General features: G+C 74.9%; 20 protein-coding genes and 1 pseudogene. 14 read left to right on the top strand and 7 right to left on the bottom strand.

The features are described 5' to 3' along the window. The first annotated feature begins 109 nt into the window (after positions 1 to 109). A complete protein-coding gene (locus ACFSJS_RS21200) occupies positions 110 to 2,188 on the top strand; it encodes an APC family permease (RefSeq protein ID WP_380902764.1) in 2,079 nt (692 codons plus the stop codon). Positions 2,189 to 2,255: 67 nt separating this feature from the next. After that, positions 2,256 to 3,647 carry a class I SAM-dependent RNA methyltransferase gene (locus ACFSJS_RS21195; RefSeq protein WP_380902762.1) on the top strand — a complete coding sequence of 464 codons (1,392 nt, stop codon included), beginning with the start codon at positions 2,256 to 2,258 and terminating at the stop codon, positions 3,645 to 3,647. Positions 3,648 to 3,789: 142 nt separating this feature from the next. Here ACFSJS_RS21195 and ACFSJS_RS21190 read toward each other — a convergent pair whose 3' ends face one another. The 3 genes and pseudogenes from ACFSJS_RS21190 to ACFSJS_RS21180 all read right to left on the bottom strand — a co-directional run bounded on the left by ACFSJS_RS21190 (position 3,790) and on the right by ACFSJS_RS21180 (position 6,123). Then, entirely contained in the window at positions 3,790 to 3,981 is a 192-nt protein-coding gene (locus ACFSJS_RS21190) for a hypothetical protein (RefSeq protein ID WP_380902897.1), read from the bottom strand. A 565-nt stretch (positions 3,982 to 4,546) separates the two neighbouring features. Next, positions 4,547 to 4,609: pseudogene (locus ACFSJS_RS28015) on the bottom strand (hypothetical protein); the annotation flags it as partial. A 677-nt stretch (positions 4,610 to 5,286) separates the two neighbouring features. After that, the gene (locus tag ACFSJS_RS21180; protein WP_380902760.1) at positions 5,287 to 6,123 is read right to left on the bottom strand and encodes an RHS repeat-associated core domain-containing protein; all 837 of its coding nucleotides are present in this window, start codon (positions 6,121 to 6,123) and stop codon (positions 5,287 to 5,289) included. 1,863 nt (positions 6,124 to 7,986) lie between these two features. Here ACFSJS_RS21180 and ACFSJS_RS21170 point away from each other — a divergent pair. From ACFSJS_RS21170 to ACFSJS_RS21155, 4 genes are all read left to right on the top strand, one after another. Next, positions 7,987 to 9,150, top strand: coding sequence for an NADH:flavin oxidoreductase (locus ACFSJS_RS21170; protein WP_380902758.1), 1,164 nt, complete (start codon positions 7,987 to 7,989; stop codon positions 9,148 to 9,150). A gap of 112 nt (positions 9,151 to 9,262) precedes the next feature. Next, entirely contained in the window at positions 9,263 to 9,826 is a 564-nt protein-coding gene (locus ACFSJS_RS21165; RefSeq protein ID WP_380902756.1) for an adenylyl-sulfate kinase, read from the top strand. A 170-nt stretch (positions 9,827 to 9,996) separates the two neighbouring features. Then, complete coding sequence (locus ACFSJS_RS21160; protein WP_380902754.1) at positions 9,997 to 11,913, top strand: helix-turn-helix domain-containing protein; 1,917 nt, start codon at positions 9,997 to 9,999, stop codon at positions 11,911 to 11,913. A 487-nt stretch (positions 11,914 to 12,400) separates the two neighbouring features. Beyond that, the gene (locus ACFSJS_RS21155; protein ID WP_380902752.1) at positions 12,401 to 13,087 is read left to right on the top strand and encodes a hypothetical protein; all 687 of its coding nucleotides are present in this window, start codon (positions 12,401 to 12,403) and stop codon (positions 13,085 to 13,087) included. Between the two features lie 79 nt (positions 13,088 to 13,166). On the opposite strand, the gene ACFSJS_RS21150 is transcribed toward ACFSJS_RS21155, so the two are convergent. Next, positions 13,167 to 13,988, bottom strand: coding sequence for an inositol monophosphatase family protein (locus ACFSJS_RS21150; RefSeq protein WP_380902750.1), 822 nt, complete (start codon positions 13,986 to 13,988; stop codon positions 13,167 to 13,169). A gap of 447 nt (positions 13,989 to 14,435) precedes the next feature. Here ACFSJS_RS21150 and ACFSJS_RS21145 point away from each other — a divergent pair, with 447 nt between their 5' ends. After that, a complete protein-coding gene (locus ACFSJS_RS21145; RefSeq protein WP_380902748.1) occupies positions 14,436 to 15,776 on the top strand; it encodes a hemolysin family protein in 1,341 nt (446 codons plus the stop codon). Further along, on the top strand, positions 15,773 to 16,795 hold the full coding sequence (locus tag ACFSJS_RS21140; protein WP_380902746.1) for a hemolysin family protein: 1,023 nt from the start codon (positions 15,773 to 15,775) through the stop codon (positions 16,793 to 16,795). The genes ACFSJS_RS21145 and ACFSJS_RS21140 overlap by 4 nt, the downstream gene beginning before the upstream one ends. A 93-nt stretch (positions 16,796 to 16,888) precedes the next feature. On the opposite strand, the gene ACFSJS_RS21135 is transcribed toward ACFSJS_RS21140, so the two are convergent. After that, complete coding sequence (locus ACFSJS_RS21135) at positions 16,889 to 17,443, bottom strand: M23 family metallopeptidase (RefSeq protein ID WP_380902744.1); 555 nt, start codon at positions 17,441 to 17,443, stop codon at positions 16,889 to 16,891. 717 nt (positions 17,444 to 18,160) lie between these two features. Here ACFSJS_RS21135 and ACFSJS_RS21130 point away from each other — a divergent pair. After that, a complete protein-coding gene (locus tag ACFSJS_RS21130) occupies positions 18,161 to 18,772 on the top strand; it encodes a DUF4352 domain-containing protein (protein WP_380902742.1) in 612 nt (203 codons plus the stop codon). A gap of 149 nt (positions 18,773 to 18,921) precedes the next feature. Here the strand turns inward: ACFSJS_RS21130 and ACFSJS_RS21125 are convergent, their stop codons facing one another. Then, complete coding sequence (locus ACFSJS_RS21125; RefSeq protein ID WP_380902887.1) at positions 18,922 to 19,944, bottom strand: sodium:calcium antiporter; 1,023 nt, start codon at positions 19,942 to 19,944, stop codon at positions 18,922 to 18,924. A gap of 159 nt (positions 19,945 to 20,103) precedes the next feature. Continuing rightward, complete coding sequence (locus ACFSJS_RS21120) at positions 20,104 to 20,517, bottom strand: hypothetical protein (RefSeq protein WP_380902740.1); 414 nt, start codon at positions 20,515 to 20,517, stop codon at positions 20,104 to 20,106. 154 nt (positions 20,518 to 20,671) lie between these two features. Between ACFSJS_RS21120 and ACFSJS_RS21115 the strand changes: the two genes are divergently transcribed. From ACFSJS_RS21115 to mmuM, 5 genes are all read left to right on the top strand, one after another. After that, positions 20,672 to 21,910, top strand: a complete 1,239-nt coding sequence (locus ACFSJS_RS21115) for an AAA family ATPase (RefSeq protein ID WP_380902738.1) — start codon at positions 20,672 to 20,674, stop codon at positions 21,908 to 21,910. Between the two features lie 47 nt (positions 21,911 to 21,957). Further along, on the top strand, positions 21,958 to 22,383 hold the full coding sequence (locus ACFSJS_RS21110) for a nucleotide pyrophosphohydrolase (protein WP_380902736.1): 426 nt from the start codon (positions 21,958 to 21,960) through the stop codon (positions 22,381 to 22,383). Between the two features lie 172 nt (positions 22,384 to 22,555). Next, positions 22,556 to 23,062 carry a DUF6099 family protein gene (locus ACFSJS_RS21105; protein ID WP_380902734.1) on the top strand — a complete coding sequence of 169 codons (507 nt, stop codon included), beginning with the start codon at positions 22,556 to 22,558 and terminating at the stop codon, positions 23,060 to 23,062. A gap of 166 nt (positions 23,063 to 23,228) precedes the next feature. Then, positions 23,229 to 24,152, top strand: coding sequence for an LLM class F420-dependent oxidoreductase (locus ACFSJS_RS21100; RefSeq protein ID WP_380902732.1), 924 nt, complete (start codon positions 23,229 to 23,231; stop codon positions 24,150 to 24,152). Positions 24,153 to 24,164: 12 nt separating this feature from the next. Further along, a complete protein-coding gene (gene mmuM / locus ACFSJS_RS21095) occupies positions 24,165 to 25,085 on the top strand; it encodes a homocysteine S-methyltransferase (protein ID WP_380902730.1) in 921 nt (306 codons plus the stop codon). Positions 25,086 to 25,149 lie beyond the last annotated feature (64 nt).

Genomic DNA, 25,149 nt, shown 5'->3' with positions numbered 1-25,149 from the left:
CTTGGCCCGCCCCGCCCGCGCCGCAACCGCACCCGGCCGAGGGGGGGTGGTTCGGGCGGGCGGGGAAGCGGTTGGGCCGCCGGGGGAGGCACGGCTTACGATCCTCTGCGTGTCCAAGCTGACCGATGTGTCCAAACGGATCCTGATCGGCAGTGCGCTGCGGAGCGACCGACTGGCCGAGACGCTCCTGCCCAAGCGCATCGCCCTCCCCGTCTTCGCCTCCGACCCCCTGTCGTCGGTCGCCTACGCGCCGGGCGAGGTGCTGATGGTGCTGTCGATCGCGGGGTTCTCGGCGTTCCACTTCGGTCCGTGGATCACTCTCGCCATTGTCGTGCTCATGCTCACCGTGGTGGCGTCGTACCGGCAGAACGTCCGCGCCTACCCCTCCGGAGGGGGCGACTACGAGGTCGCCACCGTCAACCTCGGCCCCCGGGCCGGCCGCACGGTCGCCAGCGCGCTGCTGGTGGACTACGTGCTGACGGTCGCGGTCTCGGTCGCCGCCGGGGTGGACAACCTCGGCTCGGCGATCCCGTTCGTCTCCGAGAACAAGGTCGGCACGGCACTGGCGATCATCGCGCTGCTGACCGTGATGAACCTGCGCGGCGTACGCGAGTCCGGCGCCCTCTTCGCCGTGCCGACCTACCTCTTCGTCGCGGGCGTCCTGGGCATGATCGCGTGGGGGGCCTTCCGGTGGTTCATCCTGGGCGACGACATGAAGGCCCCCAGCGCCGACTACCGGGTCCTGGCCGAGCAGAGCGACCTGGCCGGGCTGGCCCTGGTCTTCCTGCTGCTGCGGGCCTTCTCCTCCGGCTGCGCCGCCCTCACCGGCGTGGAGGCCATCAGCAACGGCGTCCCCGCCTTCCGCCGCCCCAAGAGCCGCAACGCCGCCACCACCCTGGCCCTGATGGGCGCCCTGGCCGTCACCATGTTCTGCGGCATCATCGCCCTGGCCCTGGCCACCGACGTGAAGATGTCCGAGACCCCGGCCAAGGACATCCTCATCGACGGCCGTCCCGCCGGACCCGACTACCACCAGGACCCGGTCATCGCCCAGGTCTCCGCGGCGGTCTTCGGCAACGACTCCCTGCCCTTCCTCTTCCTGGCCGCCATCACGGCGCTGGTGCTCTTCCTGGCCGCCAACACCGCCTACAACGGCTTCCCCGTCCTCGGCTCGATCCTCGCCCAGGACCGCTACCTGCCCCGCCAGCTCCACACCCGCGGCGACCGGCTGGCCTTCTCCAACGGCATCGTGCTGCTGGCGGTCTTCGCGGGGGCGCTGGTCTACGCGTACGGCTCCGACTCCACCCGGCTGATCCAGCTCTACATCGTCGGCGTCTTCGTCTCCTTCACCCTCAGCCAGACCGGCATGGTGCGGCACTGGAACCGCCACCTGGCCGAGGAGAGGGACCCCGCCGCCCGCCGCCGCATGATCCGCTCCCGTGCGATCAACGCCTTCGGCGCCTTCTTCACGGGCCTGGTCCTGGTGGTGGTGCTGGCCACCAAGTTCACCCACGGCGCCTGGGTCGCCCTCATCGGCATGGCCCTCTTCTACGCGATGATGACCGCCATCCGCCGCCACTACGACCGGGTGGCCGAGGAGCTGGCGCTGCCGCGCGACGCCGGGCGCGAGGAGATGGCCAAACCCTCGCGGGTGCACTCCATCGTCCTGGTCTCCAAGATCCACAAGCCGACGCTGCGGGCGCTGGCCTACGCCAAGCTGGTGCGCTCCGACGTCCTGGAGGCCCTCAGCGTCAACGTCGACCCCGAGGAGACCCGCGCCCTGCGCGCGGAGTGGAACCGGCGCGGCCTCGACGTCCCCCTCAAGACCCTCGACTCCCCCTACCGCGAGGTCACCCGCCCCGTCGTGGAGTACGTCAAGGGCCTGCGCCGCAGCAACCCGCGCGCCGTGATCAGCGTCTACATCCCCGAGTACGTCGTCGGCCGCTGGTACGAGCAGCTGCTGCACAACCAGAGCGCCCTGCGCCTGAAGGGGCGGCTGCTGTTCACTCCCGGGGTCATGGTGACCTCCGTGCCCTACCAGCTGGAGTCCTCCGAGCGGGCCAGGCTGCGGGCGCGCAGGCGCTCGGAGTGGAGCGCGCCCGGCGCGGTGCGGCGCGGGTCCGTCGGCCCCGCGGACCCGGCCGGCCCCGCGGGCCGGGAGAGCGGGACCGGCGGGCGCGGGGGGTGACCTCGCCGGTCCGGTAGGCTGGACGGCTGCCGTCCATGCGCACCGCCGTCCGTTGGAGCCGCTCCCCATGCCCCCCGCAACACCCCCCGCCCCCGACGCCGCCTCCGACACCGCCCCCGCCTCCCTCGTGGGCCGGGAGTACGAGGTCGAGATCGGCCCCGTCGCCCACGGCGGCCACTGCGTCGCCCGCACCGACGAGGGCCGGGTGCTGTTCGTGCGCCACGCGCTGCCCGGCGAGCGGGTCGTGGTCCGGGTCACCGAGGGCCGCGAGGACTCCCGCTTCCTGCGCGCCGACGCCGTCGAGGTGCTCCAGGCCTCCAAGGACCGCGTCGAGCCCCCCTGCCCGTTCGCCGGCCCCGGCCGCTGCGGCGGCTGCGACTGGCAGCACGCCGCGCCCGGCGCCCAGCGCCGGCTGAAGGCGTCCGTCATCGCCGAGCAGCTGGAGCGGCTGGCCGGGATGAGCGCCGAGGACGCCGGCTGGGACGGCACCGTCGAGCCCGCCCCCGGCGACAAGGTGCCCCGGGGCGAGGTCCCCGCCTGGCGCACCCGCGTGCAGTACGCCGTGGACGCCGAGGGCCGCGCCGGGCTGCGCCGCCACCGCTCCCACGAGATCGAGCCGATCGACCGCTGCCTGATCGCCGCGCCGGGCGTGAGCGAGCTGGGCGTCGAGAAGCGCGCCTGGCCGCAGACCGCCTCCGTCGAGGCCGTCGCCGCCACCGGGTCCAACGACCGCCAGGTGCTGATCACCCCGGTGCCCGGCGGGCGGCTGCCCCTGGTGGAGCTGGACCGGCCGGTGTCGGTGCTGCGCGTCGAGGAGGAGCAGTCCGGCGGCCGGGGCGCGCGGGGCGGGGAGCGCAACGTGCACCGCGTCCACGGCCGCCCCTACGTCCGCGAGCGCGCCGCCGAGCGGACCTGGCGGATCAGCGCGGGCGGCTTCTGGCAGGTCCACCCCATGGCCGCCGACCTGCTGGTCCGGACGGTGATGACCGGCCTGACCCCCCACAAGGGCGACATGGCGCTCGACCTGTACTGCGGCGCCGGGCTGTTCGCCGGGGCGCTGGCCGACCGGATCGGGCCCAAGGGCGCGGTGCTGGGCATCGAGTCCTCCAAGCGCGCGGTGGAGGACGCCCGCCACAACCTGGCCGACCTCGACCGGGTCCGCATCGAGCGCGGCACGGTCGAGAAGGTCCTGCCGCGCACCGGCATCACCGAGGCCGACATCGTCGTGATGGACCCGCCGCGCTCCGGCGCCGGGCGCAGGACGGTGGAGCAGGTGGCCGCGCTCGGCCCGCGCCGCGTCGCCTACGTCGCCTGCGACCCGGCGGCGCTCGCCCGCGACCTGGCCTACTTCCGCGCGGCCGGCTACGTGCCGCACTTCACGAAGGCCTTCGACCTGTTCCCGATGACCCACCACGTGGAGTGCGTCGCCATCCTCAAGCCCGCGGAGAAGAGCGCCTGACCTGCGGCTTCGTTGCCCGGGAACGGTGCTCGACCTGTTCCCGGGCAACCACCGCGCGAAACGGCTGCTCCACCTGCGGAGCGCGTCGCCGCCGGGCCTGCTCCACCCGTGCCGTGGCGGGAGGGGGCGTGCCGGGTCCCGCTCACCCGAGGAGGCCGGCCGCGTACAGCAGGCCGAGAACCACGAGGACCGGGCCGAGCAGGCGGAAGGCCGGGGTGTCGGAGGACTGGAACCGCCGGCCTGCCCGGCTTCCGGCCGCGGCGGAGGACCCGGGGCCGAAAAGGGCCAGGGCGAGGCCGAGGAGGGCGATCAGCGCGCCCGCGACGATCCGCACACGCTTCTCCTTCCGTAGGGGGCCGGGGGCGCCGGTTCGGCGCCCCCGGTGTTCTCCACCGGTTCCCGCGACGCCTGCTGTAGAGGATGCCGATGGCGATCGCAGCGGCGATGAAGAGACCGATGATCAGGTAGGGCGACCAGGACGGCCCGTCGGGCCTCTCGTTGGCCAGGTGCAGGAGTTCCCGCATGGTGTTCCTCCTTCCTGCCGCCGCGTTGGAGGGTGTACTTGGCGGAGGCCGAGCACGTGCCGCCGGTGCCGCCGGTATCGACGCCTGCCGGGGCGTCCGTGGCGACCGAGAGCCCCGCGGGGCCGATACCGCAGGCGATCTCCCCGGCCCACCCCTGTTCCGCCGAACCGGAGGCCAGACCCCCGTTGATGCCGGCGCCCGGGTTCCGAGCCCCACTCCGAGGCAGCCGTGCGGGCTGCCGTCCTCGGTGGTGTTCACGCCACCGTCGAGGCACATCCAGGAACACACCTCTCCGCCGGTGTCGAGGGAGAGGGTGCCTGCGGGGCCGGTGCGGTTGACGGGGTCGCCGGCCGCGTAGGCGTAGGGGTTGGCCTCCCGGCCCGACGGGTCGGGCCGGGTGAAGCGGCCCGGGTGCGGGTCGTGGGAGCGGGCGCCCATCGTGTACGGCTCCGACGGGGCCAGGCAGACGCCGGTGCTTTCGCACAGGCGGCGGGAAAGCACCGGCACCGTACCGAGAGCACCGGGTCAAGCGTTCTCCGCTGCTTCTTCCCCCTGCGCAGGATGGTCGCATAGGCGATCACACCGATCGCAAAGAGGACCAGGACGAACTGCCAGGGAGCGCCCGGCGCGGCTCCGGATCTCACCGGACTCCACATCCTCCCTCCTGCATCGCAAGCCCGGCCGCCGCCCCAGTCCCCGGTGGCCCGGGCCTGCTCCCGCGTCCATGGCCTCGGAAGCTCCGAGCAGCTTCGCTCCCACTCCGGCCTTCCCGCTGCCCGAGCGCACCGTCCCTGCGGCGGCGGTTTGCGATCCGCTCCTCCCTCGAAGTGCGGCTCCCCCTTCTCGGCTCGCCTCCCGGGCGCACGGCACACGTCGCGGAAACCAGGCCGGCTGCCTCCCCGCCGGACCCATGAGGTCTCCCGGCCTGTGGAGCGCGGGCCGGGAGACCTCGTGGGTTCCGTCAGCGTCCTTTCCTCATCTTGATGAGGAAAGCGAGGACGAAACAGACCACAATGAATCCGATCACCCAGCCCGCAGCGGGCAAGTAGTCGTAGCGCCCTGAAGTTTCAGCCAAGAGCATGTGCGCTTTCCCTTCTCCTGTTTTCCGCGGGTCATCACCCGGACACCGCCTTCTCGACCTGCGAGCCGACGAATTCCCCCGCTGCCAGGCATCCCGCTCCCACGAGGAAGCCTCCGGCTCCAGCCGTGGGCAGGCCGGCGGCCACCGCGGCGGTGCCGCACGTCGCCTCGGTCACGGCTCCTGCCGCCCAGCCGGCCGCGACACCGGCGGCCTCGTTCCAGTCACCTTCGGAGAGAGCCTGAGCCCCTTCACCGAGGGACTTCACGTCCAGCAGCGTGCTGACACCGCCGAGGAACGATGCGGTGCCCATGGGATCGGTGCGGTTGACGGGGTCGCCGCTCGCGTAGGCGTAGGGGTTCGCCTCCCGGCCCGAGGGGTCGGGCTGGGGGAAGCGGCCCGGGTGCGGGTCGTAGGAGCGGGCGCCCACCGTGTACAGCCCGGACGGGTCCAGGTAGGTGCCCGTGTACCGGTGGGGCTGGCCGGCGGCGGTGCGCTCCTCGCCGTAGGGGCCGCAGGCGTAGGTGGCGCCCCGCTTGCCGGAGGCGTCCACCAGGCCGATGACGCTGCCCTGGACGTCGGAGAGGTAGTAGTGGCTGCCGCCCCCGGTCCGCATGGCCACCAGACTGCCCGAGGACTTCCGGACGAAACCGGTCGCGGCGCCCGAGTGGGCGGTCTGCCGGGACATGCCGACGGCGCTGTGGGTGAGGACGGTGCCGTCGCGGATGAGGCGGTGGACGTTGCCGGTGCCCGCGGCGTCGGTGGCGGTGTTGCCGACCGCGTCGTAGGTGCCGGAGGTGGTGCCGCCGGCCGGCAGGCGGCAGGGTGCGGACGCGCTTGCGGTTCCGCTCGTCGTAGGTGAACACCCAGACATCCTCGGAAGTCTGGCGGCGGATCAGGTTGCCGTCCTCGTCATAGGTGAACGTCGCGGTGTCGTCTCCCGCCTTCTGGCTGGTGACGCGGTCGCGGTCGTCGTAGCCGTAGGTGGTGGTGATCCCGCGGCCGTCGGTGACGGTCTCGGTGCGGCCGAGCGCGTCGTGGGTGTAGGTGACGGGCTTCTGCGGGGCGGGCGGGGTGACCTTGGTGAGGTTGCCCTTGCCGTCGTAGGAGAAGGTGGTCTTCCTGCCGCGCGGGTCGGCGGCGGTGCATCGCTGGCCGGGGAGGCCGCCGCAGTCCACCTCGCCCGACTCGGGGTTGTAGGTGTACGTCCACCGCGCGCAGGAGCCGCCGGAGGTGGAGTCGGTCCGGGACAGCAGGTTGCCGGAGGTGTCGTAGGCGTTGGTGACCTTCTCGTCGCTCGCGGAGGTCAGCGTCTCGGGATAGTGCCCGCCGGCCCGCTTCACCCGGCTCATGGTCGCCTGCGCACCGGTGGAGATGGTGGCGGAGGTGGGGTTGAAGGCGTCGTCGCAGGAGAAGGAGGTGGCGTTGCCGTCCTCCGGGACGGTGCCCATCGCGTCGACGCTGGTCAGCGGCCCCGGTGGCCGCCGCGGCACTCGCACTTCCACACGATCGCCACACGGGGCGACGAGGGCTTCCCCGAAGATCGCCAAGCGAACGGGCCAGAATCGGCCTTGTTGACAGAACGGCGAAAAACGAGATCCCGCCCCGTTGAGGGGTGGTCGCAGGGAACGCGCCGTTTGGGGTCCCTGTCGGGCATGGCCTCCTTTCCCGGTACATCGGATATGGCTGCCAAGGCCGTGACGTCGCCTCGTCCTCGCAGGTCAGGCGAGTTCGGGAGGCGGGGAAGAAGGGGCGGCGAGCGGATGGCGGCCGCCTGGCGGCACCGCGGAGCAGGTGGACTTCCCGCCGCGCCAGACGACATGCCCTGCCGGAAGGGGAATCCGGTTCGTTCGAAAGGTCTTGTTCCGGTCACATGGGGAGCGCGGGGCGGGGCCGTCCGATCCCGTGCCGGTCGTGAGCGGGTTCGTTCCGCCGGAGCGGGCTGGTGGAGCGCCCCCGTGCCGGAGCGTCTACGGTGTCGCCCGACGGCCGAATCGACCCCTTCCGTCCTCCGCGGGTTCACCGCGGACATCGCCGGCGACCCGGCCCTGCCGGACGGCGCACCGGAGGTGCCGGGGGCGCCCCGTCCGCGATGTGCCAAAAAAAGTGTGCCAAGCGATCCGATTCGGCAGGTGGGTGGAGACACCGGGTGGTCGGGAGCGGCAGGGAAACACCGAACGGGACGACGGGAACGGGGAGTTCGCGGAGCACCCGCGGTGGCGGACGGCCGACCGGAGCCGCTTTCGTCCGTGGCCGCCGGCCGCGCCGTGGCGCCGGGCGGCGGACGGGTCGGCGCGGTGGCCGTACCCCCGTACCGGCCACCGCGCCCGCGGTCCGGTCCCGGCCGGGGCGCGTCGACTCCCCGAAGGGAGCGACCGGTTGGCCGACCGACCGGAACCGCCGGGGGAATCGTCCCGCCGTTGGCTGGTTCGGAGCCAGTGATTTGAGCCACATCTGAGGTGCCGTCCGCGAGGACCGGTCGCACAGGTGCCGTACGGGTTCTTGGCGTGCGCTGGTTGTGCGCCGGTGCCTTTGGAGATTGGGTTTTCCGCCCCCTTCCCCCCGGGTCGGAACGCCGCCGGGCGCCACCGCGCGCAGGGGCCCTCGTCCGCCGTCCGTACGCGGCGGCGGCCGGCCGCGCGGCCGCGGCCGGGAATCGGCGGGCCGGGGCGCCGGTTGCACGGAGCGGGCCGTGCCCGTCCGGGCGCGGCCGTCCCACGACCGGAGGCGGAACCCGATGACCAGCACCACGAACGACGGCACGACCGCGGCCGCGGCGGACACCGCGGGGGAAGCCGGCGCCCGCGCCCGGGACGTGCTCGGCAGAGGCTTCTCCGTGCGGGGCCTCACCGTCCGCAACAGGATCGTGATGGCGCCGATGACCCGCGAGTTCTCGCCCGGCGGCGTACCCGGCCCCGATGTGGCGGAGTACTACGCCCGGCGCGCGGCCGCCGAGGTGGGCCTGATCGTCACCGAGGGCACCTACGTCGGCCACCCCTCGGCGGGCACCAGCGACCGGGTGCCCCGCTTCCACGGTGAGGACGCTCTCGCCGGCTGGGAGGCGGTGGCCGACGCCGTCCACCGCGCGGGCGGAAGGATCGTGCCGCAGCTGTGGCACGTGGGCATGGTGCGGGCCCCCGGCGCCCCGCCCGTGCCCGAGGCGCCCCGGATGGGGCCCTCCGGCATCCCCCTGGACGGGACGGAGCCGGGCCGGACGATGACGCTGCAGGACATCGACGACGTCATCGCCGCCTTCGCGGCCGGTGCCGCCGACGCCGAGGCCCGCGGTTTCGACGGGGTGGAGATCCACGGCGCCCACGGCTACCTCGTCGACCAGTTCCTGTGGTCCGGCACCAACCGGCGCACCGACGCCTACGGCGGTGACATCGCCTCCCGCACCCGCTTCGCGGCGGAGATCGTGGCCGCCTGCCGCGCCGCCGTCTCCGACGCCTTCCCGATCGTCTTCCGCACCTCCCAGTGGAAGATGAGCGACTACCGGGCCCGGCTGGCGGAGACCCCGCAGGAGCTGGAGGCCGTCCTCGCCCCGCTGGCGGAGGCGGGGGCGGACGTCTTCCACTGCTCCACGCGCCGCTACTGGCTCCCGGAGTTCGAGGGTTCGGACCTCAACCTGGCGGGCTGGGCGAAGAAGCTGACCGGCCGGCCCGTCATCACCGTCGGATCGGTCGGCCTCGACGGGGAGTTCTTCGACGCCTTCTCCGGCAGGGGCAGCGGTGTCGCGGCCCTCGACGGGCTGCTGGAGACGGTCGAGCGCGGCGAGGCCGACCTGGTGGCGGTCGGCCGCTCCCTGCTGGCCGACCCCGAGTGGGCCGCGAAGGTGCTGGACGGCCGCTTCGGCGAGCTGGCGCCCTTCGACCCGGCGCGGCTGGCCTCCCTCCACTGAGGCGCACCGCCCGGCCTGCCCCGGTCCGCGGCCGAAGGGGAAGGCGGGCGCGTGCCGGGCCCCCGCCCCGCTCCCGTGGGCCGGGCGGTGCGGGGCCCGTAGGATCCGCGGCATGGACTCCGGCCCCCGACCGTCACCCGCCCCCCGGCCGACCCCCGAAGCCCTGCTGATCACCGGCACCGTCGGTGCCGGCAAGACCACGGTGGCCCACGTCGCCGGCGACCTGCTCACCGACGACGGGGTCCCCAACGCGGTCGTCGACCTCGACGCGCTGTGCCGGTTGTGGCCCAGCCCCGCGGGGGACCCCTTCAACGCCGCGCTGCTGCTGCGGAACCTGCGCTGCGTGGCGGGCCACCACCTCGACGCCGGAGCGGTCCGGATCGTCCTGGCGGGGGTGGCCGAGAGCCGGAGCCACCGCGAGCGCTACCGGGAGGCTGTCGGCACCGACCTGGCGGTGTGCCGGCTGCGGGTCCACCTGCCCACGGTGCGCAGACGGCTCGTCCGCCGCCACGAGAACGATCCCGGCCCCGGTGCGCTGCGTTGGCACCTGGACAGGGTGGGGGAGCTGGACCGGATCCTCGACCGGGCCCGGGTCGAGGACTTCGGCGTCGATGCCGGCCACGGCTCCGCCGCCGACATCGCGGACGCCGTGCTCCGGGGGGCCGGCTGGCGGTGACACGCCGCGGTCCGGCTCCGCGCGGGGCCGCGGGACGTGCGGGCGGTGACCGGCCACCGCGGCGGCCCGGGGAGCCGTGCGAACCCGGCGGCCCGGGCCGATGCTTGGCCGCCTCCGCCCGATGGGTCAGGATCGACGGGCGGACACAGCCTGTGCGGGGGAGCTGCGCGATGTTGACCATGGACGACCTGACCACCGGGGAGAATCCGATGCTGCGCCCCGTGGAAGCGGCGGCCGGTGTCCGCCCGCGCCCCGGGCGGGCGGTGGAGCAGGTGGAGGTGTGCGACGGGGGCTGGCGGCTTCCCGGCAGCGTGACGCGGGCGCGCGACCTGCTGGTCGTCGTGCCCGGGGACGTGCCGCCGCCGGACGACCCCGCGGCCGCGCTGCGGGGACTGGCCGAGCGGGGCGTGACCGCCGTGGTCCTCACCGGCCCGGCCGCCGCCCCGGGGCCCGGGCGGGACCGCGCGGTGGCGGCGGCCCGGGCCGCCGGGCTGCCCCTGCTGGAGCCCGTCCTCCCGTACGGGGCGGCCGAGGTGCAGGCGCGCGTCCTGCACCGGCTGGCCGGGGTGCTGCGCGAGGGCGTCGGCCAGCGCGACCGCCTGCTGCGGCTCACGGCCCGGCTGGACCGCCACGACGAGGGCCCCGGGCGGCTCCTGCGCCACCTGGAGGACGAGTGCGGCGCCGAGGTCCGGCTGATCGCCCCCGGCGCCCCGGCGGGGTGGGAGGTGCTCGACGGGCACCGGCACCTGCTCGCCCAGGTGCACGGCGGGCGGATGCACACCGCCGCGCTCTCCGCCGAGGGGCGCCACGTCCTGCTGCACGCGGTGGGATCCGCGCCCCCGCACCCGGTGCTCGCCGCGGTCCGCACCGAGCCCTGGCCCCGCCGGCTGCGCACCCTGCCGGCCCTGGCGGCCGGCCAGCTCGGCCTGCTGCACCGCCCGGCGGAGCGGCGCGAGGCCGAACGGCGGCTGTGGCACACCGAGATGACGCTGAAGGTGTCGATCCTGCAGTACCTCATGGTCGGGGGAGTGGCCGCGGCGGTGCGGGCGGCCGAGCCGCTGGCGCCCGGCGTGCTGACCGCGGACAGCGGGCGGGTGGCCGTGGTGGAGTGCGCCTCCCCCGGCGACCGCCCCGCGGTGGTCCGCGAGTGCGAGAAGGCCCTGGGGAGGCGGTCGCTGGTGGTGCTCTGCCCGGCCGTGGACCGGCACGTCATCGTGATCCTCCCGCACCGGACCGGGGACGGCCCCGGGGCCGGGGGCGGCGGGGGCGACGGGACCGCCGAACTGCTGGCGCCCGTCGTGCGCGCGTCCGGCATGGCAGCCGGGATCGGCTCCCCCGGGCCGTGGTACCGCACCGCCCACTGCTACGACTCGGCGGTCCGCGCCCTGGCCGCCGCGCGCCGGGCCCCGCGGCGCACAGCCGTCGAGGAGGGCGGCAGTCCACTGGTGGCGTTCCTGCCCGAGGCGGCCCGCCGCTGGGCCGAGGCCCTGCTCGGCCCCCTGGACGGCCTTCCCCGGGAGCAGCGCGACCAGCTCGTGCACACCGCCCGCCTGACGCTGTCCTACGGAGCCGCGTCCACCGCCCGCCTGGTGGGTGTGGACCGCACCACCGCCGGGAAGCGACTGGCCCTCGTCATGCGGCAGGTCGGCCTCGGCCGCGCCCGCCTGGCCGACCGCGCCGTGCTCGACCTCGCCTTCCAGCTCGGCGACCGCCTCCGCGCGCCGGGCCCCTCCGGCGTCCCGGAGGTCTCCGGCGGCCGGCCCCCGCACCTGTGCGCCCTCCTGGCGCGGAGCGACGAGGCCCGGCAGGAGGCGGAGCGCTTCCTCGCGCCCCTCGACGCCGCCACCCGCGCCCTGCTCGTGCGGTGGATCGCGGCCGACGGTGTGATCGGACGGGCGGCTCCCGCGCTGGGCATGCACCGCAACAGCCTGTCGCAGCGCCTGGAGAGGGCCGGGGCGCTGGTGGGCCGCGTCCTCACGCAGCCCGGGGGTGGCTGCCACGACCTGCTGTGGGCCCTCCTGCTCACCGGGGAGCTTCCGCCGGAGGCGGTCCACGACCCGGTCGCCGACGGCCCCCGCCCCGCATGACGGCTGCGTTACCGCGGCAACCCGGAACGGAAAACGGAACACCGCGCATCACATGCACAACGCGCCGCCGCACATGCACAACGCGCCCCCGGTGATCTCCGCCTAGCCTTCTGAACGTCCGGTGCCCGACCGGACGGAGCAGGGGAGCGTGCTGCCGCCGCATCCGCAGCACGCACGGCGGCGCACCGTGAGGACGGGGGACGTGCCACGGGCCCGCCGCCGTGGAGCGGCTGCCGCACCGGAGGGATGACGGGGGATCACCGGCCCGGCCCGCGGCGGCCGCTTCCGCGGGCGGCGCGTTGCGGGGGAACGCGCCGCCCCGCCCCTGCCGGAGGCCGACCCGGCCGGCGGAAGGGGGCGGCCGCACCGGCGCTGCCCACCGGGCAGGGCGCGCGCCGCGCACCACACCACCCTCGGCGCCCACAACAACCGCATGTGCTCTGCGTTACCGCTTGCCACTCTCCGTGATGGACGTCACCGTGGAGGCGTGACGAACCACCCCGACGCCACCACCTGCATCGACCGGCCTGCCCTCCGCGTCGCCCACGCCCCTCACGTGGCGCACACCCTGCACACCCGGTACGTCCCGTGGCCGGTCGGACGGCCGGCCGCACCCGACCCGGCGCACGCTCCCGCCCGCGCGGACCGGGGCGGTGCCGCCGGGCAGGAGGACGGCACGGCCTGCGCGTACCGGGCCGACGTCACCGCACGGGGGCCGGTCAACGGCACCACCGTCGCCGTGCTGCTCGGCCGGCACGAGGCGCCCAGCCGCCGCCTCGTGCTGTGCTGGCTGCGGGAGCAGGCCCGCCGGATCGCCGACGGGCTCGACCCCGACCCGGCGGTCCGCTGGGCCGGCGACGGCACGCTCGTCCACCTGCCGGGGCAGCCGGCCGACGTCCCCACGGAACTGCGGCGGTGGTGCGAGGACGGGGAACGGCAGGAGGCGGCGTCCGCCCGGCTCGCCGAGGGGCTCTCCTTCCGCCTCACCACCGCCGACCACACCGGGACGTACGCGCTGCGGGCCTGGCCCGTGGGCGTGACGCCGCCGCGCCCGGGCCGCCCCCCGCTCACCTACGTGCGGTGGCCCCACCAGCCCCCGCCCTGGGTGTCCGCGCCCCGCTCCGGCACGCCGGTACCGCGCCGGGGGGCGGGCGCGCCCGCCCTCCCGCGGTGACCGGGGCGGGACGGCGGACCGGCCGGGCCCCGCCCCGCCGGAGCAGCGCCGGCGCCGCTTCCGGCACGTGCCGGGTCCGTCACGTGCCGGAAGTGGCCGCGACCGCGCCCCACAGGGCGACCAGCTCCTCCGCCAGAGGAGCGGGACCGGCCGCCAGCAGCGGCGAGTCGAAGGTGAAATCCCCGCCGTCCTCTCCCAGTACGGCCACGCCGCGGCGGCGCAGCAGCGCGACGCCGGCGGCCACGTCCCACGGCTTGGGCGTCAGGCACACGCAGCCGTCCAGCCAGCCCTCGGCCACCGCCGCCAGGTCCAGGCTCATGCAGCCGTGCAGCCTCACCCGGTACGCGTCGTCCAGCAGCCGGGTCAGGTAGCGGCCCGAACGCGAGGCCGTGGAACCCGCCCCGGTGACGCCGACCACCGCGCGGGACACCTCCCGCGCGCCGCGGGGCGGTTCGACGGCCGGGATCCCCGGGGGCCGGCCGTCCGGCCCGACGGTCCAGCGGCGGTCCAGGGCCGGGGCGTGCAGCACCCCCAACGACGGCCGCCCGTCCTCCACCAGCGCCAGCGACACGGCGTACAGCGGGGCACCCCGGATGAAGTTCATCGTGCCGTCGATCGGGTCCAGCAACCAGCAGCGCGACGGCAGCGGTTCGCCGCCGGCCTGCCCGGCGGTCTCCTCGCCGACCACCGGGATGCCGGGGAACCGCTCCCGCAGTACCCGGGTCACCCGCCGTTCGACCTCCTCGTCGGCGTCGGTGACCTCCTCCCCCGACGACTTGAACCTCCGCCGGGACCACTCCTCCCCGGCCCGGTCCAGCCACCCGGCCCCGGCGTCGACGGCCTCCCCGGCGGCGGTGAACAACTCGCGGCCCGGCTCCACGGCGGATACTCCAGTGCGCATTCCCCCCGCATTTCCGCGAAGGCCTCCCTTCTCACCTCTCCGGCCGGAAAAGGGGGCGAGCGGGGCGGAGGGCGCGCAGCGGCGGAGGCGGGTCCGGTCCGCCGGGCCGGCCACGGTCGCGCGGGGGAGGCCCGACGGGGCGACCGCACGGGAGCCGGTGGTGTCCGGGGCCGCGGTGGGCGAGCCCACCGGCGTCGTCCTCACCGGCGTCGTCCTCACCGGGGCCGGCCCCGCCGGGAACCGATCCGCACGGTTGTGGCGTTCGCCCTTCAGGAGTGTTTTGCCGCACCTTTACAATGGCCTGAAATGAGCCGGTTCCCCTCGAGGCACGAGACACCCGACCGGCCCGACGAGAAGGAGCACAGAGCCCACCATGGGTGAACCTCCCAGTACCAGCCGTGCCACCCGCGGCCGCCCTGCGACGAGCCAGGGGACGGAGGTGGCACGGTGACCGAAGTCCTGCTTCTGCTGGTGGCCCTCGCGCTGGTCCTGGGCTGTGCCGTCTTCGTCGCGGCCGAGTTCTCCCTGACCACCGTCGAGAAGGGCGCACTGGAGCGCGCGGCGCGCGAAGGGGAACGCGGCGCGGCGAGCGCGCTGAAGGCGGCCAGGCAGCTGACCTTCCAGCTCTCCGGCGCCCAGCTGGGCATCACGGTGACCTCCCTGGTCATCGGCATGCTCGCCGAGCCCTCCCTGGCCGTGCTGCTGCGCGGCCCCCTCACCGCCGCCGGGCTGCCCGGCGGAGCCGTCCCCACCGCCGCCACCGTGCTCGGCGTGACGCTCTCCACCGTGGTGCTGATGGTGGTCGGCGAACTGGTCCCCAAGAACTGGGCCATCTCCAGCCCTCTGGCGGTCGCCAAGGTCGTCGCCGGGCCCCAGCGGGGCTTCACCGCCGTCTTCGGCCCCCTCATCCGCCACCTGAACAACACCGCCAACCGCCTGGTGCGGCGCTTCGGCCTGGAACCCGCCGAGGAGCTGGAGTCCGCCCGCACCCCCGACGAGCTGGTCGCCCTGGCCCGCCGCTCCGCCAGGGAGGGCGCCATCGAGGCCGACGCCGCGGAGCTGTTCGTGCGCACCCTCCACCTCAGCGAACTCAGCGCCGAGAACGTCATGACCCCGCGCGTGGACGTCAAGGCCCTGGAGGCGCGCGCCACCGCCGCCGACGCCGAGAACCTCACCCTGGCCACCGGCCTGTCGGTCTTCCCCGTCTACCGGGACACCCTCGACGAGGTGATCGGCACCGTCCACATCCGCGACGTGCTGGCCCTCCCGGCCGCCCGCCGCCCCGCCACTCCCGTCACCGAGCTGCTCACCGAGCCGCTGCTGGTGCCCGAGACCCTGCCCGTCGACCGCCTCCTGGAGCGGCTGCGCAGCCGCCGCACCCTCGCGGTCGTCATCGACGAGTACGGCGGCACCGCGGGCGTCGCCACCGTGGAGGACATCGTCGAGGAGGTCGTCGGCGAGGTCCGCGACGAGCACGACCCCCACGAGGAGCCCGACCTGCGCCCCCTGGACGCCGGCGCCGACGGGCGCGCCCGCTGGGAGGCCGACGGCGGGGCCCGCCTGGACGAGCTGACCGCCATCGGGATGACCGCGCCCGACGGCCCCTACGAGACCCTCGCCGGACTGCTGGCCACCCGCCTGGAGCGCATCCCCGCGGTCGGCGACACCGTCGAGGTCGACGGCTGGGAGCTGTACGTCCTGGACGTCGACCACCACCGCGCCGACCGGATACGGCTCACCGCCCCGGCCCCGGCCGTCCGCGAGGTCCGCGAGGAGGCCCTGCGATGACCGCCCTGCAACTGGCCATCGGTCTGCTGACGCTGCTGACCAACGCCTTCTTCGTGGGTGCCGAGTTCGCCCTGATCTCGGTGCGCCGCAGCCAGGTCGAGCCGCACGCCGAGAAGGGTTCCAAGCGCGCCCGCACGGTGCTGTGGGGCCTGGAGCACCTCTCGGCCATGATGGCCACCGCCCAGCTGGGCATCACCGTCTCCTCGCTGGTCCTGGGAGCCGTGGCCGAACCGGCCATCGCCCACCTGCTGGAGCCGCCCTTCGCGGCGGCCGGCGTCCCCGGAGCGCTGATCCATCCGATCGCCTTCGTCATCGCCCTGGCCCTGGCCACCTACCTCCACATGCTCGTCGGCGAGATGGTGCCCAAGAACATCGCCCTGGCCGCCCCGGTGCCCAGCGCCCTGCTGCTGGGGCCGCCGCTGGTCGCCCTCACCCGGGCCCTGCGCCCGGTGATCTTCGGGATCAACGCCTTCGCCAACACCCTGCTGCGTCTGCTGAGGGTGGAGCCCAAGAACGAGGTCGCCTCGATCTTCACCGACGCCGAGCTGGCCCGCATGGCCGAGGAGGCCAGCCAGGCCGGCCTGATCGAGCCCGGCGGTCACGAGCGGCTCCGCGAGGCGCTGGAGCTGGGGCACCGCCCGGTGAGCGAGGTCCTGGTGCCTCTGGCCGAGATGCACACCGTCGGCTGCACCGTCACCCCCGACGAACTGGAGCGCACCGCCACCACGGCCGGTTTCTCCCGGCTGCCGGTGACCGGACCCGGCGGCGCCGTGCTGGGATACCTGCACGTCAAGGACGCCATCGGTGTCCTCCACCGCGACCGGCCCTTCCCGCCGGAGGCGCTGCGCACCGTCGTCCAGATAGGGGAGGACACCCCGCTGGACGACGTCCTGACCACCATGCGCGCCGCGGGCACCCACCTGGCCGCCGTCACCGGTGCCCAGGGCGCGCTGCTGGGCTTCGTCACCATGGAGGACGTCCTGGAGAAACTGGTGGGTCCGGCCCCGGCCACGGCCTGACCGGCCCCGCCGCACCCGCTGGAGCCCTGCCGCGCGGATCCGCGCGGCAGGGCTCCAGCGGGTGCGGCGGGGCCGGCTCCCGGGCAGCGGGGGTCAGGCGCGCGTGTTCACGCTCACCGGCCAGGAGCCGGTGGGCGGCGTCCAGCCCTGGAGCGTGGCGGGCAGGCCCACCCGGGTGTTGCAGTCGATCACCTGGAAGTGCAGGTGCGGCCCGGTGGAGTTCCCCGTGCTGCCCGACCAGCCGATGATCCGGCCCTGCGGGACCCAGTCGCCGGTGTTGTAGATCGCCCGGTTCAGGTGCGCGTAGTGGGTGCACTGGCCGTTGGAGTGCCGGATGATCACCTCGATGCCGTTGCCCGCGTAGGGCGACCAGTTGGAGATGAGGATCGTGCCGCCCTGGGCGGCGGAGACCTCGTAGTTCGCCGGAAGCCCGAAGTCCCAGGCGTACTCGTTGTACGGGCCGTAGTGCGAGAACGTGCCCTCGGGGCCCTGGGTGACCTGGTAGGACTCGCCGGCCGGGTAGGGGAGCTCGTAGTAGTAGTTCGCAGCCGACGCCGGAGCGGCTCCGGCCAGGGAGATGCCCGCGGCCGCCAGGGTCGCGCTCGCCGCCGCGGCGAGTCCGCGCAGAACCTTCTTCGCTCTGTTCACCTTCTGTCTCCGTTCTGGAAATTGGACCGGCACTGAACTCCGAAGTCGTCGACGGCATCGGAGGGGCCTGAGGGGTGATCAGATCCGCTGCCATGATCGGCTTTTGTCGGCCGTCGTACAAGGTGGCAAATGAAACTGGCGCCTCCTGATTTCCGGGCGAGAATGCCGGGGGAGTGTACGAGCCGGTAGCAGAGCGTAGTAAGTCCTGTTCACGCGGGGTTTTTAGCGGCGTTCGGAGCATTCTTCCCGAGGGCTTTCATCCCTTCTCCGTCAAAGGTCCGGCCAATGTCGGAACCAGCCCGCATTCGTCCCACCCGCTCTGTCGGGCCTGTCTGGGGGCAAATGTGCGTGCCCTTTCGGGGCATCGCGGAAGTCGAGGAGAAAACGACTCGGCAAGGTTAAAGCGGCAGTAAAGGGATGCCGGGTGGAAGGTGTGGTCCGGGCTCCGGCCCCGGTCCGGGGGCGGACCGGTCGCCGCTCCCCGCGGCCGGCGCCTCCCGGAGTGTTTCGTTGACCCTGTCGTGTGCGATGTGGCGGCGCATGTGGTATCAATCAACTGTTCCTCTGTGAACTAAGTTGTCATGAAGAAGGTGCTCGGCCGGTACACGGAGTGCCGTCGGCCGGATCGGTCCGGCGGGGGTTCGACGGGGTCCGGTCCCCGGCCGGGTGCCGTGCCTCCGGGATCCGGAGGCGGACGTCAGGAAAGAGGGGGGTTCGATGACCCAGCACAATCCAGGTCCCCGGCAGTGGGGTCCCGGTACGCCGCAGCAGCCCGCGCCGCCGCCCGGGAGGTCCGGCGCGGGGAAGGCGATCGGGTTCGGCTGCCTCGGCGTGGTCGTCCTCTTCGTCGTGATCGGCGCCGTCGCCGCGGCGCTCGGCGGAGGCGGGGACCAGGGCGCGGGGAGCAGGCCGGCCGCGTCGTCGGTGCCGGAGGGCTCCGGCGCCGAGGGGGCGGGGCGGGAGCGGCCGCGGGAGGAGCCCGGCGGGCAGGCGGCCGCGGAGCCGCCGATCAGGGTCACGGCGCAGGCCACCGGCTTCCGGCCGACCGTCCTCGCACGGGGGCAGCACACCTCCGTGCTGGTCACGGTCGTGAACAACGGCGCGGAGAAGGTCGCCGTCAATCCGCTGTACTTCGAGGTCACGGGCTCGGACGGCACGAAGTACGACGTCGAGCTCGCCGCGGACGAGCGCCAGATCGACACCGTCGAACTGGCCAGGGGCGAGAAGGCCACCGGCACCGTCACCGTCAGGGGAGCCGTCGAGCCGGCATCGGTCGCCTTCACGAACGGCCCCTTCGGGGAGACGGTCACGGCCGGGGTCGCGCGGTAGCCGCACCGGTCGCGGACCGGTCCGCGGCCCCGGGTGCCGGAGGCCCCCTCCGGCACCCGGGGGCCGGGGGCGCGCCGCCCTTTCGGCCCGCTCTCCGGCACGACGCGGTGCGCCCCGGCGGAGCCGTGCGCCGCTCCGCCGACGCGGGGTCAGAACGCCAGGACGGCCACGCTGCCGAGGTAGACAGAGACCAGCAGCGCCCCGTCGAACCCCAGCCCCAGCCAGCCGCGCCGCTGACGCACCAGCAGACCGCCCAGCAGGACCGTCGTCATCACCAGGGAGGCGCTGGTCAGGAAGAGCTGGTCCGTGCCGGCCGCGTGGTACAGGGAGCCGCCGCGGAACGCCAGATCACCGACCACCAGGTTGAGCACGTCCAGGCAGTTTCCGCCCACGATCGCCGCCACCGCCAGCGTCACCGCCCCGCGCCGCACCGCGGCGACCGCCGCCACCGTCTCGGGCAGCGCGTTCACCCCGCCCATCAGCACCGCGCCCACCAGACCCGCCTCCAGCCCGGTGGCGTCCAGCAGGCCGCCCGCCGCCCGGGCGACGGCCCAGCCGCCCACCACCACCAGCCCGGCGATCCCCGCGAACTCCGCCCACAACCGCAGCTGTCCGTGCCGCGCCGGCTCCTCGTCGGGCACGTCCGGCACCGTCTCCCGGGTGCGCACCGCACGCCACATCGGCTCGTCGTGGTCCTGTATCAGCCGCAGGCCGCCCCAGTAGAAGGCCACCAGCACCACCGACGCCGGATGCACCCCCCACACCGTCACCTCCGGGCTGAAGGAGGCCAGCAGCGCCACTCCCAGCAGCCCCGTCAGCAGACAGCCGAACAGCAGGTTCGACACCGACGCCGCGGCGTGCTCCAGATTGGCCCGCCGGTGGAAGGCGTCGGCCACCACCACGGCCAGGGTCTGCGCCGCGATCCCGCCCACCGCGTTGCCGTACGCCAGCCCGGGCCGGTCGGCCGCGGCGCTGACCGCCGTCATCACGATCCCCGACAGGGAGGTGATCAGGCCGAAGAACACGGCGCCGAACACCGCCTCCCCCCAGCCCGTCCGGTCCGCGAGCGTGTCCCCCAGCGCGGCGAGCCGCACACTGCACACCACTGTCACGGCCGCGGCCACGACGAAGATCCCGACGCTCCAGCCCAGGTCCCAACTCCCGGTCAGCACCGAGGACACCGGCTCCCTCCCCCCGAACGCGTCGGGTAGCGGCGGTCAGGTGGCGCCGCCCCGGTCCCGGGCGGCGCCACCCGCCTACCCTGCGCCGACGGCCGGACACGTGGCGCCCGCCCGCGTCCGTCCCGCGCCCGCCGGGCACGGACCCGGGCCCTACACCTCCGCCCGCTCCCGCTCCCGCTCCGCGTCGACCGCGGCCACCTCGTCCCACTTGGCCAGGTACACCAGCGCGTGGTCGTGCCCGGGCCAGGTGGCGGGACACGGCAGTCCGACGTGGACCTGGGTGGTGATGTCCGACCGGTCGTCCGGCCCGCCCACCAGGAGGAGCTTCAACTCGGCGGCGATGTCGTGCAGGTCCCGGACCGCCTCGGGCGTCTCCCGCACGACGGCGGCGTGGAGGACGACCTCGTCCTGCCGGGGCTCGACCGCCAGGCCGAGGACGTCCCTTCCCACCAGGCCCAGGGAGGCCTGGCAGGCGCGCAGGCGGAGCTGGTCGCGGCGGAGCTGCGCGCGTACCTCGTCGCGGGGCCGGTTCGGTGCGTAGTACTGGTCGGCGGGGTGCGGCATGCGCGTACGTTAGGGGGTCGAGGCGCCGCCCGTCAGGGGAACGGCTGCTTCCGCGTCCCGCGGCGGTCACCCGGACGGGACGGTGTCGCCTGATCGTAGGAAAGACGGACAGCTGTAACGGTTCGGCGCGGAGCGCAACCGTTACCGTCCGGGCATGACCGAGAGCGGGGCCCCTCGCCGGCCCGTCGTCACCGAGCTGCGGCTCTCCGCCTTCCGCGCCCACCGCGGACTGCGGCTGCCGCTGGGACCCCTGACCCTGCTGGCCGGGGCCGGCGGCAGCGGGAAGTCCACGGTGCTCCAGGCGTGCACGGTGCTGGCCCGGCTCGCCGCGGGGGAGAGCCTGGAGGAGGTCTTCGGCGCGGTGCCGGGCGGGCCGTCGGCCTGCGTGCCGCGCGGCGCCCCCCGGGATCCGCAGGGCCGGCGCGGCTTCCGGCTGGGCTGCACGGTGGACGGCCCCGCCGGCCCGGTCCGGCTCGACGTCGCCGTCCAGGCCGAACCGGAACTGCGCATCGCGGGCGAACGGCTGACCGGGGCCGACGGCCGCGCCCTGCTGTCCACCGCCCTGCGCGACCCGGCGCGGCGCGCGGTGCGGGCCGAGTGGTACGCGGGGGGCGCCGGCCGGTCCTCCCGCGCCCCTCTGCCGGACGACCGGCTCGGTACCGCCCTGCTGCCGCTGCGGGTGGCGGGCGCCACCGAGGGGGAGCGCGGGGTGCTCGCCGCCGTCGAGCAGGTGGTGCCCGCGCTGCGCGCCGGATTCGCCTGCGACCCCCGGCCCGGGGCCGTGCGCGCGCCCGCGCCCGCCTCCGAGGGCCTGCTCCGCGGCGACTGCGGCAACCTCGCCGCGGTCCTGGCGCGCACCCGCACCGAGTGCCGCACCCGGCACGCGGCCCTGGTGGCGGCGGTGCGCGCGGGGCTGGCCCTCCCCGTGGCGGACCTGGTGACCGAACCGTGGGCGGAACACGGGCGCACGGGGCTGGTCCGCGCGCTGGTGGAGCACGGCGACGGGCTGGACCCCACTCCGGTGGACCGCCTCGGGGACGGGGAGCTGCGCTACCTGGCGCTCGCCCTGGTCCTGCTGACCGGCCCGGGCGTGCTCGAGGTCGACCCGGTGCGGGAGGTGCCCGAGGCGCACCAGGCGCTGACGGTGCTGGCCGACGGGCTCGACCGCTGCCTGGACGTCCGGCAGCGGCGGGAACTGCTGGGCCTGGCGGCGCGGATGTGCGAGCGCGGCCACATCCGGCTGCTGGGAACGGTGTACGACGCCTCCGGGGTCTGCGGAGTGCCCGGTGTGCGGCTGGTGAACCTGGGCGCGGAGCGGCAGCGGCAGGCGCCGGACGCCGCGCGGGACGCGGCGGCGGGGACCGCGGGCGGCCCGGTGGGCGTGGGGACGTGATCCGGCCGCCGCGCGGGTCCGGGGCGGCGGCTGGTAGACCTGGGGGCATGGACGATGGTGGCGCGGAGGGCGACGGGCGCGGGGACGGCCGGACGGAAGGACGGCCGGAGCGGCCGGGATGGCGGGGACGGCCGGGCGGGCGGCTGGGCGAACTCCAGCGCAGGCTCGCCGGGTTCGCCGCGGCGCGGCACTGGCAGCAGTACCACACCCCCAAGAACCTGACCGCGGCCCTGAGCGTGGAGGCCGCCGAACTGGTCGAGATCTTCCAGTGGCTGACGCCCGAGCAGTCGGTGCGGGTCATGGACGATCCGGAGCGGGCCGCGAGGGTGGCCGACGAGGTGGCCGACGTCCTCGCCTACCTCCTCCAGCTCTGCGAGGTGCTGGGGATCGACGCCACCGAGGCGCTGGCGGCCAAGATCGAGCGGAACGAGCACCGCTTCCCGGTTGCGGAGAGTGACGGTGGTCTCGGATGAGGGAGTGAGACGGACGGCTCCGACCGTCCTCCCAGTCGAGCCAATCGTCACCCTCCGGAGTGGTCGCGGTTTCCACAGTGTCGAGTTTCTCCACAGTCCTCCCCGGGGCACTAGCCAGAACCTCCCACGGGTATCACGCTGGGTAGTGGACGGTTACGGAGGGAAAAGGTGGATGGATGCGCTATCACTCATTGAGGACACGCGCCGGGCGCTCGCGCACAGTAAGGAAGTCGCTGACGTCTTTACCGAGGCGTGGCAGGGGCAGGCGCTCGCGGAAGCGGTCGGAACGCACCTGGTGACGGCCGGCCCGCCGGAGGTGCGGGTCCAGGCCGGCGGGTTGCGCGAGGCCAGCGGCCGTGCCTGCGGCTCGCTGCGGGGTGCGGGGCGGTCGGCCGACGGGTCCCGCGCCGCCCGGCTGACGGAGGTCCGCGACCTGTTCGCCGCCCTGCACGACCTCGGCGGGCTGCTGGACGAGATCGGGGGCGCGCTGGTGCGGGTGGCGGTCGACGCCGAGGAGGAGGGCGTGTACTGGCGGTGCATCGAGGGCATAGACGCCGCCGACGAGTGCGGGGACAGGGTGGTGGCGATCATGCGGCGCCTGGCGCGGCGCGGCCGGCCCTCCCACCGGGCGCCCCCGCTCCCCGGGGCGGCCGGCGCGGTGGCGCGGCGGAAGGGGTGAGGGGCCCCGGGCGCGGGGCGGGCGGTGTGGCGGGACACCCGCGGCCGGGAGCACACCGGCGGGCGCGCCGGAGGAGGCGGTGGGCCGGAGGGAGGGGGGAAGGGGAAGCCCCGGAGAGCCCGGGCCGGGGAGCGGTCCGGAGCGGCAGCGGTGCAGGATGGAGGGCATGGATCTGCGCATCTTCACCGAACCGCAGCAGGGCGCCACCTACGACACCCTGCTCACCGTCGCCAAGGCCACCGAGGACCTCGGGTTCGACGCCTTCTTCCGCTCCGACCACTACCTGAAGATGGGCGACGTCGACGGACTGCCCGGCCCGACGGACGCCTGGATCACCCTGGCCGGCCTCGCCCGCGAGACCAGCCGCATCCGCCTGGGCACCCTGATGACCGCGGCCACCTTCCGGCTGCCGGGCGTCCTGGCCATCCAGGTGGCGCAGGTCGACGCCATGTCCGGCGGGCGCGTCGAACTCGGCCTGGGGGCCGGCTGGTTCGAGGCCGAGCACACCGCGTACGGCATCCCCTTCCCCCGGGAGAAGTTCTCCCGCCTGGAGGAGCAGCTGGAGATCGTCACCGGGCTGTGGGGCACCGAGCCGGGCAAGACCTTCACCTACGAGGGCACCCACTACCGGCTGACCGACTCGCCCGCCCTCCCCAAGCCCGCGCAGAAGAAGGTGCCGGTGCTCATCGGCGGCATGGGCGCCAAGCGCACCCCGGCCCTGGCCGCGCGCTACGCCGACGAGTTCAACATCCCCTTCGCCTCCGTCGAGGACAGCGAGCGCCAGTTCGGGCGGGTGCGGGCCGCCGCCGAGGAGCACGGCCGCCGGGCCGACGACCTGGTGTACTCCAACGCCCTGGTGGCCTGCGTGGGCCGGGACGACGCCGAGGTCGCCCGCCGTGCCGCCGCCATCGGCCGCGAGGTGGACGAGCTCAGGCAGAACGGGTTGGCCGGCTCCCCGGCCGAGGTGGTCGACAAGATCGGCCGCTACGCCGAGATCGGCGCCTCCCGCATCTACCTGCAGATCCTCGACCTGCACGACCTGGACCACCTGGAGCTGATCTCCTCCCAGGTGCAGAGCCAGCTGGCGTGACGGTGTGACGGCATGGCGGCAGACCCCGCGCCCTCCCTCGCCGGCGCTCTCGCCCGCGGTCCGCTCGTCCTGGACGGCGGCCTGTCCAACCAGCTCCAGGCGCAGGGCTGCGACCTGTCCGACGAGCTGTGGTCGGCCCGGCTGCTCGCCGACGGCCCCGCGCAGATCGAGGCGGCCCACACCGCCTACCTGCGAGCGGGGGCGCGGGTTCTGATCACCGCCAGCTACCAGGCCTCCCGCCGGGGTTTCGCCCGGCGGGGCCTGGGCGGGGAGCAGGCCGACGCCCTGCTGCGCCGCAGCGTGGAGCTGGCCCGCGCCGCGGCCCGCCGCGTCGCCCCGGACGGGCCGGTGTGGGTGGCCGCCTCGGTGGGCCCCTACGGGGCGGTGCTCGCCGACGGCAGCGAGTACCGCGGCCGGTACGGGCTGAGCACCGCCGAGCTGGAGCGGTTCCACCGCCCCCGCGTCGAGGCGCTGGCGTCGGCGGGCCCGGACGTGCTGGCGCTGGAGACGGTGCCGGACGCCGACGAGGCCGAGGCGCTCCTGCGGGCCGCCGAGGGCTGCGGGGTGCCGGTGTGGCTGTCGTACACCGTCGTCGGGGAACGCACCCGCGCCGGCCAGCCGCTGCGGGACGCCTTCGCCGTCGCCGCCGGGAACCGGCAGGTGATCGCGGTCGGCGTCAACTGCTGCGATCCCCGCGACGCCGCGGCGGCGGTGCGCCTGGCCGTCCGGACCACCGGGAAACCGGCGGTGGTCTACCCCAACAGCGGTGAGGGGTGGAACGCCCGCGACCGGGCCTGGGCGGGCCCCGCCGCCTTCGACCCCGCCGACGCGCGGCGGTGGGTGCGCGACGGGGCCCGGCTGGTCGGCGGCTGCTGCCGGGTGGGTCCGGAGGCGATCGCCGGGCTGGTGCGGGAGGTGGGGGAGCGGAGGTGACGGGGCGGATGCCCGCTCGGCCGCGGTGAGGTTCACAAAGCGCCGAAGTGGTCAGGATGGGGTC

Origin of the sequence: Streptomyces desertarenae (assembly GCF_042681365.1) — a bacterium.
GTDB lineage: Bacteria > Actinomycetota > Actinomycetes > Streptomycetales > Streptomycetaceae > Streptomyces > Streptomyces desertarenae.
Note: the sequence above shows the minus strand (reverse complement) of the source record. Positions and strands in the feature narration are given on the sequence as shown.